This is a genomic window from Elstera sp. (assembly GCF_044372965.1).
Classification (GTDB): Bacteria; Pseudomonadota; Alphaproteobacteria; order Elsterales; family Elsteraceae; genus Elstera.
On the sequence record NZ_JBILQX010000156.1, the window covers coordinates 1 to 8,339 of the forward strand.

Annotated in this window: 12 protein-coding genes; 4 read left to right on the forward strand and 8 right to left on the reverse strand. The window is 61.4% G+C overall.

What is annotated here, in order from left to right:
- Nucleotides 1–39: 39 nt before the first annotated feature.
- A complete protein-coding gene (tsaB, locus tag ACIQ36_RS15815) occupies nucleotides 40–771 on the reverse strand; it encodes a tRNA (adenosine(37)-N6)-threonylcarbamoyltransferase complex dimerization subunit type 1 TsaB (protein WP_395831047.1) in 732 nt (243 codons plus the stop codon).
- 99 nt (nucleotides 772–870) lie between these two features.
- On the opposite strand from tsaB, the gene ddpX reads away from it, so the two are divergent.
- The 4 genes from ddpX to ACIQ36_RS15835 all read left to right on the forward strand — a co-directional run bounded on the left by ddpX (nucleotide 871) and on the right by ACIQ36_RS15835 (nucleotide 3,642).
- A complete protein-coding gene (ddpX, locus tag ACIQ36_RS15820) occupies nucleotides 871–1,431 on the forward strand; it encodes a D-alanyl-D-alanine dipeptidase (RefSeq protein WP_395831049.1) in 561 nt (186 codons plus the stop codon).
- Between the two features lie 76 nt (nucleotides 1,432–1,507).
- Nucleotides 1,508–2,587, forward strand: coding sequence for a polysaccharide deacetylase family protein (locus tag ACIQ36_RS15825; RefSeq protein ID WP_395831051.1), 1,080 nt, complete (start codon nucleotides 1,508–1,510; stop codon nucleotides 2,585–2,587).
- A gap of 182 nt (nucleotides 2,588–2,769) precedes the next feature.
- Nucleotides 2,770–2,991, forward strand: a complete 222-nt coding sequence (locus ACIQ36_RS15830; RefSeq protein ID WP_395831053.1) for a hypothetical protein — start codon at nucleotides 2,770–2,772, stop codon at nucleotides 2,989–2,991.
- Between the two features lie 234 nt (nucleotides 2,992–3,225).
- Nucleotides 3,226–3,642 (forward strand): hypothetical protein, encoded by a 417-nt coding sequence (locus ACIQ36_RS15835; RefSeq protein WP_395831055.1) that lies wholly within the window; start codon nucleotides 3,226–3,228, stop codon nucleotides 3,640–3,642.
- 84 nt (nucleotides 3,643–3,726) lie between these two features.
- On the opposite strand, the gene ACIQ36_RS15840 is transcribed toward ACIQ36_RS15835, so the two are convergent.
- The 7 genes from ACIQ36_RS15840 to ACIQ36_RS15870 form a co-directional block, all read right to left on the reverse strand.
- On the reverse strand, nucleotides 3,727–4,386 hold the full coding sequence (locus ACIQ36_RS15840; protein WP_395831057.1) for an SCO family protein: 660 nt from the start codon (nucleotides 4,384–4,386) through the stop codon (nucleotides 3,727–3,729).
- Nucleotides 4,383–4,658, reverse strand: coding sequence for a hypothetical protein (locus ACIQ36_RS15845; protein WP_395831060.1), 276 nt, complete (start codon nucleotides 4,656–4,658; stop codon nucleotides 4,383–4,385). Before ACIQ36_RS15845 ends, ACIQ36_RS15840 begins: the two co-directional genes overlap by 4 nt.
- A 7-nt stretch (nucleotides 4,659–4,665) precedes the next feature.
- Nucleotides 4,666–5,298, reverse strand: coding sequence for a peroxiredoxin (locus tag ACIQ36_RS15850; protein WP_395831062.1), 633 nt, complete (start codon nucleotides 5,296–5,298; stop codon nucleotides 4,666–4,668).
- 59 nt (nucleotides 5,299–5,357) lie between these two features.
- Nucleotides 5,358–5,786 (reverse strand): DoxX family protein, encoded by a 429-nt coding sequence (locus tag ACIQ36_RS15855; RefSeq protein ID WP_395831064.1) that lies wholly within the window; start codon nucleotides 5,784–5,786, stop codon nucleotides 5,358–5,360.
- Nucleotides 5,787–5,875: 89 nt separating this feature from the next.
- Entirely contained in the window at nucleotides 5,876–6,775 is a 900-nt protein-coding gene (locus ACIQ36_RS15860; protein WP_395831066.1) for a LysR family transcriptional regulator, read from the reverse strand.
- 121 nt (nucleotides 6,776–6,896) lie between these two features.
- Nucleotides 6,897–7,958, reverse strand: coding sequence for an alpha/beta hydrolase family protein (locus ACIQ36_RS15865; RefSeq protein WP_395831068.1), 1,062 nt, complete (start codon nucleotides 7,956–7,958; stop codon nucleotides 6,897–6,899).
- A 96-nt stretch (nucleotides 7,959–8,054) separates the two neighbouring features.
- A partial coding sequence (locus ACIQ36_RS15870) for a helix-turn-helix domain-containing protein (protein ID WP_395831069.1) occupies nucleotides 8,055–8,339 on the reverse strand: 285 nt, incomplete at its 5' end.

The window sequence follows — 8,339 nt, forward strand, 5'->3', positions numbered from 1 at the left end:
CTCCAGCAGTCGGGGGGGCGGCAACGACATGGGGTGCGCTTAGGCGATCGGGCGGAGATGCGGCAAAACCCCGCCGCCCGTGGGAATGACAGCGTCCGGCGCGCGCAGGTATAGCGGCGAGGCGGCGGGCAGGCTTCCCCCCTCCGCCCGCGCTGCACGCCAGAGCGCTGCGCTATGGGCCGCAAGGGCTGCAATCGATGGCGGGCCGCTCGATACCCGTTCAGCCACGATCCCATCGAGCGCGGGTAGCATTCCGGTATCGCCGATAACCAGCAAGGGGCCGGGCCGCTCAGCAGCCAGCCGGTCGGCCAAGGCGCGGACCGCCTCGGGCGGGAGAACCTGCGGCGGGGTCAAGGCGGTGCCGCGTGCATCCATCGCCTGAACAAACAGATCCTGCCGCTTGCTATCGAGAAGAATCAGGATCGTTTCTGGCAGATGGGGGCGTTCGGCCTGCAGGCTCACGAACTGCGCCGTAAAACTATCGATGCCGAATACAGGCCGCTTGGTTGCGATGCCGACCCCGCGCGCAGCCGCCAAGCCCAACCGGATTCCGGTGAAGGAGCCGGGGCCGACCGTGGCGGCAATCGCCACTAACTGCATATACTCTACCCCGGCCGCGCGCCGCACTGCATCGATCATCGGCAGCAGCGCTTCCACCTGTCCCCGCTGCATCGGGCGGGTTTCGGCCCCCAGCAGCGCCCCGTTTTCGGCATCGATCAGCCCGACGGAGTTGGCGGCCCCGCTGGCATCCAGCACGAGAAGCGCACTCATTGCCGCCCCGCGCCAAGCAATGCTATCACCGTTAATCGTGTCGCTCCCGTCGGTCCGGGCACAGGCCGACGCGAGGATGAGAGAAAGGAAAGCTGTCGAATGTCGTTAGTCCGCATCACGCCCGATCTATACTCCGTGGACATCGCTCTTGCCTATGCCACACCGCAGAATGTGACGGGGCGACCGATTTATGCGCAAGCCCCCTGTTATTTACACCGGGATGCGGCGGCGGCGCTCGGTCGGGCAATCGCCCTTGCGGCCCCGCTAGGGCTGAAATTCCGTCTCTTTGATGCCTTCCGCCCGCCCGAAGCGCAATGGGTTCTGTGGAACCATGCCCCTAATTCCGATTTTGTGGCTGATCCGCGCAAAGGCTCGCCCCATTCGCGCGGCGTTGCCATCGATCTAACCCTGATCGATGGCGAGGGGAAAGAACTCGATATGGGGACGCCGTTCGATGATTTTACCGACCGTTCGCACCATGCCCGAACCGATATCAGCCTTGAGGCGCAGCGCAATCGGTTGCTCCTGCTCGGGCTCATGTCGGCGGCGGGGTGGGATTTTTATTCGAAAGAATGGTGGCATTATCAATTGTTCAATGCGCGCAGCTACCCTCTAGTCAGCGATTCCGCCTTGCCGGATCGGATGATGCCAACCGCTTAGGCGTATGCGTGAGGCTGGACAAATCGGGCGGAGCCCCCCAGGGTTGCTTCTGGGGGAGATGATGGATTCTAATCAAATGCCAAATATCTGGCGAAGCGCTGCGCGTCGTAAGCGCCTGTGGCGGCGTCTGTTGGTTCTGGTCACGCTTGGTCTTGCGCAGTTTGCGCCGGGAATAGCGCAGGCGCAATCCGGGATAGACGCCACTTTGCCGCGCGCGGTGATCCTGAGCTACAGCCGCATTGGCGACGAGGCGGGGGCGACCGGCTCCAGCATTTCGATCGAGAATTTCGAAGCCCATTTGGCGGAACTGCGGAGCGGCGAGTTTACCGTTCTGCCGGTGCCAGAAATTATTGCTGCCCTGCGGGCCAACCGGCCCTTGCCCGACCGCACCGTGGGCATTCTGTTCGATGAGCCCCATAGTTCGATTTACACGATTGCCTGGCCGCGCCTGCAGGCCGCGCGCTTGCCGGCCACCCTGTTCGTCGCGACCGATACGGTGGATCGGGCGGGGCCGGATACGCTGTCCTGGTCGGAAATCCGTGATATGGCGGATGACGGCCTAGAACTTGGCAATCAAACCGCCTCTTACCCCCACATGCTGGGCCTGGAACGCGCCTATTTGCTCGGCCAAATCGCCCGCGCGACGGACCGACTCCGGGGCGAAACCGGGCGCAAACCTCGGCTTTTTGCCTATCCCTATGGCGAACACGATGCCGCCGTGCGGGCTCTGGTGGCCGCAGAAGGGTATGAGGCCGCGTTTTCGCAGCAATCGGGGGTGATTCATGGGCGGCTCGACCCCTATGCCCTGCCCCGGTTTGCCATGAACGATCCCTTTGCCTCGGTGGAGCGCCTGCGCTTGGCCGCTCAGGCCCTGCCGCTGCTGGTTTCGGACGTGACCCCCACCGATATGGCGCTCGATAGTGCGATGCCCGCCATCGGGTTTACGCTGGACCCGATGATGGGCTCCGGGGCGGCGGCGAACCTCGCCTGCTTCGTGTCGGGGATCGGGCGGGCCGACGTGCAGGAGCTCGGCGAGCGGCGTGTGGAAGTGCGCCTGCGCGAGCCGCTCCCTTCTGGCCGGTCACGGTTGAACTGTACGCTCGCGGCGGGGGAAGGGCGCTGGCGCTGGTTCGGTCTGCAGTTTGTGGCACCTTGAGATAGGAATGGGTCATTTTTCGCCGGAATCCTATCAGGTTACCGCGCTGTTTTTGCCGCGCTAGTGTGGAAAAGACATGGGATTTGACCTTTTTGAGTCAAAAAAGAGTCGTATTTCCGCTGTGACAACCTATATCCTGGACTCCGAAGAACTATTTCTAGTGGATTGACAGGAGACTCAGAATGATTGTCCCACCGATCAATCCGGTTGTCGCGGCTCTTGCAGGCGCTGCCCAAGCAAAGCCCCAACCGGCCCAACCGCCGACCTCGGCTCAAACCCAACGCGCGATGAAGCCTGCGCCCAAAGGTGAGCAGACCCGCATGCGCGACAAGCGTGACCGTGAACAAGAGCGGGATGTGGATCTTGAGCAGCAGCATCGCCATTCGCTCGATCTGAGCGTTTAAGCCGCCTCTTTCCGTCGCTAACGCGCGCCGCGCGCCCCGGCGCGCGGCGTGTTGAGTCATTTTTAGAAAATTATTTGTATGCGAATGATTCAATATCAAGTTTTCGCTAATTTATTCTTAATCCTTATCTGCTTATAATTAGGATGATTCTATCACGGCCAAGTCACAGCGCCCCTCTATCTTGCGGGGTAATATTTTGTTAATATGACTTATTCCGTGGTAATGGAGAGACCGATGACCGAATTTTCCTCATCTTCGGGCGCGGAAACCCAATTCGACCAACCAGACTATACGATTGAAGCCCGTATTGATGGCGAATGGGTCGCCCAACAGGAAGCGCGTAGCCTGGAAACGGCTTTGCTCCAAGTGCGTAAACTCGTGCCTACGATGGGCGCGAAGAATGTTCGCATCGTCAGCGAGGCGGAGAATGGCAAGCGCCGCCTTTATTCGGTGCAATATCAGCCCCCGGCGCAACGGATGACCCCGCCCGCGTCCCTGAGCAATCGGCTGTCGACCCTAAAGGGTGCGCCGATAGGACCGGCGCTTGGCAAAATGGTGATGCTCGTGGGCCTCGGTGCCGCCTGCGGCATCGTCGGCGTGATCGTCTTCCAACTGCTGCATATGATCGATGGGCTCGTCGCCGGGCATTAAACCGACCAACACGAGCGCTCGTTCTTCGAGCGCCCCCTCTTCGAGAGTAAGGCCTGTTCAGCATCGGTTGAACGGGCTTTTATTTTACCCTTTCAGGGCTTTTCGAATGCCTGCCGCAATATCGTCCGGTTTGCTTTCGTGGGTGAAATGGGCCTTATACGCCCCGTCGCGGCCCATCAGGAAGATGATGGAGGAATGATCCATTAAATAATCCGCCTGATCTTTGGTTTGATCCGATTTACGGTAATAAACCCGATAGGCTTTTGCCGCGACGGCCACTTGCTCGGCGGTTCCCGTAAGGCCGATCAAGGCCGGGTGGAACTGCGCCACATATTCTTTTAATACCGCGCTGGTATCGCGCGCCGGATCGATGGTGATGAAGAGGGGCACGACGTTGGCCCGCTCGGCATCGCTCAGCACATCCAACCCTTCGGCGAGGCGCTGCAAGCCGGTGGGGCAGACATCCGGGCAGAAGGTGTAGCCGAAATAGACGAGGGTCAGTTTTCCGGCAAATTCGGCACTGGTTCGCGTTTTACCGTCCTGATCGACCAGCGTGAAGGCCCCGCCCACGAGCGGCGCGCCGGTGCTGCGCCCTTCTTGGGCAAGCCCGATGGGTCGGTCGCCGGTCAGAAGGGCTGCGATAGCGCCGATCCCAGCGACGACGACCATCAGCCCCGCAACGATAAACAACCGCATTCCGGCGGGCATGGCGGCAAAGCCGGTAGTTTTTTTGGGGTCGGTCATTCGGTCGTGTCTCCGTCCAGCGCGCGGCTCAGGTCCAGCACCTCGGCCCCAATGGGGGTGAGGCGGTGCGGGCGATCATTGTCGTCCCCGTGAGGCATAGCGAATTCCAGCAGATCTTGCCCGCGCAATTCGCGCAGGCTGGCCCGCACCTGCCACAGCGGGAGACGGGTCACGCCCGCGAGCCGCAAAGCATCGACCGTCTCGGCCTCTAAGGCGGTGAGGAGTTTTCGCGCCGTCGCGGTCAAGGTGCCGTCGGGGTTGAGGCAGGGCATCGGCGGGCTAATCGGCGTTGCGGTACTGGAGAAACCAATCGGCCCCGGCGTTGCGCGCGGCAGCGCCTTCCACCGTGCGGGGGGCGGGCTCCAGCAGCGCCTCGCCCGGTTGCCAATTGGCGGGGGCGGAAGCTTTTGCGGCGGCGGTGGTGGTCAGCGCGGTGACGAGGCGAACGACTTCCTCGATATTCCGGCCCACGATCATCGGGTAATAGATCATCGCCCGCACGATACCGTCAGGATCGATCACGAACAGGCAGCGGCTCGCCTCCGTGCTGCTCTCGCCCGGCATCAGCATGCCATAGCGCAGGGCGACGGCGCGGTCGTGATCGGCGAGCACGGGGAAGGGAATGGCGGTGCCGAACTGGGCTTCGATGGTGCGCAGCCACGCGATATGGCTGTAGACGCTATCGATGGAAAGCCCGAGAAGCTGGCAGTTGAGCGCCCCCAGCCGGTCGGCGGCGTGGGCCAGCGCGATAAATTCGGTAGTGCAGACGGGGGTGAAATCGGCGGGGTGCGAGAACAGCACCAGCCAACTTCCGCGAAAATCTTTTAAGGCCAGCCGCCCATGGGTGCTATCGGCCTCGAAATCGGGGGCGGAATCGCCCAAACGGGGGAGAGTCATGGGCGTCTCGGACATAAAAAACCTCCAGGGCGGATGCCCTGGAGGGGAGCAAGTCTGACCGGGAAGGTCAAGCCTTAGGCGCGCACAAAGCTCGGCAGGCTGGTGGGCAGCAGGCGACCGACCGAGTAAGCCCCCGGCCCGAGCAAGGCCTGCACGACCAAGGCAACCGTCCAGAACGCGGGGAATTCCCAGCCGCCATTCGGCTTGCTGAACATCCAACCATTACCGACATGCATCAGCGTTGCCCCAATCAGGATCGGCAGCAGCAAGACGGCAACAAGGCGGGTGAACACGCCGGCAATCAGGGCCAAACCGCCGAGGGTTTCCCCTAGAATGACGAGATAGGCGACGAAGGCCGGATAGCCAACCGATTCGAAAAACTGCGCCGTCCCGGCCGGGGTGAAAGTCAGCACCTTCAGAAGGAAGCCGTGGGCGAGGGCCATCACGCCCAGCGAAACGCGGAGCAGGAGAAGGGCGAGATCGGATTTTTGTGTGTCGGACATGGAAAATCTCCAGGGAAGCGAATTTTGATGGGCCGACGCTACCCGGTTTCTCCTATCAAGAAATCGGCAGAAAAATTGTGTTAACCTATCTAATTATTCGATGGAGCGAGCATGGCATCCCACAACCAACGCCCGGCGGGGCCGAGGGCGGTGGTCGGGTGCCGGACCAGATGCATCGGCAGCCATTCGGTGACGCTGCGGGTAATGCCGCACAGATGCACGAGGCGTCCGGACAAGATATCCTCCTGCACCAAATGCTCCGGCATATTGCCCCAGCCGAGGCCCGCGCGCAGAAATTCAAGCTTGGTGCCTAAGTCCGACAGACGCCAAGTTTTGGCTGAATAGACCGCATAGTCCTTACCCTCGGTCAGGCGGCTGCGGTCGGTCAGCACCAGTTGCACTTCGTCGGTCAGCGCCATCATCCGGTTCTCACGCGGCATGGTCGCCAGCGCATGCGCGGGAGCCGCCACCGGGATCAGGCGAATCGGCGGCAGCGCATCGCCAACCAGCCCCGCCGGTTGAAACGGCATCGAGCCGATCACGCCGAATTTCGCCCGGCCATTCATCACGTATTCGGCGACCGCCCCCAGAACCTCAACGCCGACGCGCATCGTGACGGTGGGGAAGCGTTCGCGGAAGTCGCCGAGCACGCGGGCGAGGCGCGGCACCGGGTACATCACGTCGATAACGATGGCAAGTTCCGGCTCCAGCCCATCGCGCAACCCGGCGGCGCGGGCGTGCAGCCCCTCGGTGCGGGCGAGAATGGATTTGGCATCGGCCAAAATCGCCGCGCCCTGCTCGGTCAGCCGGGGCGTATGGCCGCTGCGGTCGAACAGCGACAAGCCCAACTGAGTTTCCAGTGTGGTAATCGCATAGCTAATTGCCGATTGCGCCCGGCCCAATTCGCGCCCCACGGCAGAAAAACTGCCAAGCTCGGCGGCTTTGGTGAAGACGCGCAATTGGTCGAGCGAGATGGTTTCGAGGTTCATAGGCCGGTCCAGGAGTTGTGGGGTTTATAGCCCTTCAGAGCGGCAGTGTCTCGGTGCGAATTACCCGCTCTCGGCCTAGACCGGCATGTAACCTGTCGGAAAGCCCCTTCAAAAATATTGTCTAGCGGGCCGTTTTCAACTCTCGAACAAAAGCCTCGGCGACCATCTTAACCAGCTGTCTATGGATAGCGGGGCGGGACTGTCCCCCGCCGTCGGAGCAGATGGGATCATCGATCTTTTCGGCCTGCGCCAATAGGGCGGCATCGGGTTTGCACTCGCCAAACAGGCTGTAATGGCTCGCCTCCTCGATGGTGGAATATGAGCCCTTTGGGATGGCCCGTGCGATTCCGGACGCGAGGGCTGTTCGGGGGATATTTTCCGGTCGGCCGAGGTTCACGAGGTCAACCGGAATCGAAATCTCGGAAAAGCTATGGGGCTGAAACACATCCACCGGCACAGGATCGATTGCTACCAAAAATTGAATTCGGCTGTCTTTATTGTCACGGCCCGCCAGTCGCATATCGATGCCATGAAGATCGACGCCGCTGCGTCGAACCCAGTCGCAAAGTGAAGGATTGAGCGCGTCGGTATCACAGTAGCTTGCCAGCAGGTTTGGATCGATGCGCGCCCCCGCCAAGGCGAGGGCCGTGCCGCCGCCCATCGACAGCCCAAGGGCACCGACCTTCCCCGTATCGAGGTAAGGTTCAAACAGCGGCTGTTTTTCCACCGCCTCCAAGGTCGCGCTGATATCCGCAGGCCTTAGCCAGAGCTTCACGGTTTCCAAGGCGGATCGGTTCGCCCCCGCGTTCCCCGGATGAGCGGGAGCTGCCACGATGAACCCCTGCTGCGCCAAAGGCGTTGCCATCCAACTCATCGCGTGCGGCGTTCCCCCGAGGCCCGCGCCGTGGGACAGCAATATCAGCGGGTATTTTCCGGGTGCGATCGGGGCTTCGAGCATTGCCTCCGTCCCCTTGAAAAAGATACTCTCGCCAAGTCTAACGGGCTTGCCGCCCGCGTCCGCCGGGTACCAAAGGGTCACAGCCAGATCGGTGCCGCGCTCTTTGGAGGGGGCTGAGATCTGCCGCACGCCGACAAATTCGCTTGCATTGGCAGCGTCAGGCACCATCAGCATCGCCGAGAGGGTAGTGCAAACCATCGTTGCGATTTTTATGAACGGTTTCATCGAAGTTCCTTATGGCCGTGGGGTTAGGCCGAAACTTGTCTGAAGATAAAGCGCCGCGCGCCCTTGAACGCGATTTTGGACGTTCGAGATCGTGATTTAGGTCGATGACTTTGAACGGGGGGCGGGGGATTGTGCGGCGGTTGCCGCCGTTTGCGCGGTTGGGCTCTCGCGGCCTGCCTGCCGATAGCGGCTCGGGGTCATGCCCGTGACGCGCAAGAATTCCCGATTGAAGTTCGACTTTGTGCCGAAACCCGACTCGAGCAGGATGCTTGTTACGGGGGCACCCGTTTCGACGAGGCGTCGCTTGGCGTCGTTCACCCGGAATTCATTCACAATTTGCGAGATATTGCGGCCATAAATTCGGTTCAAAGCAGCGGATAT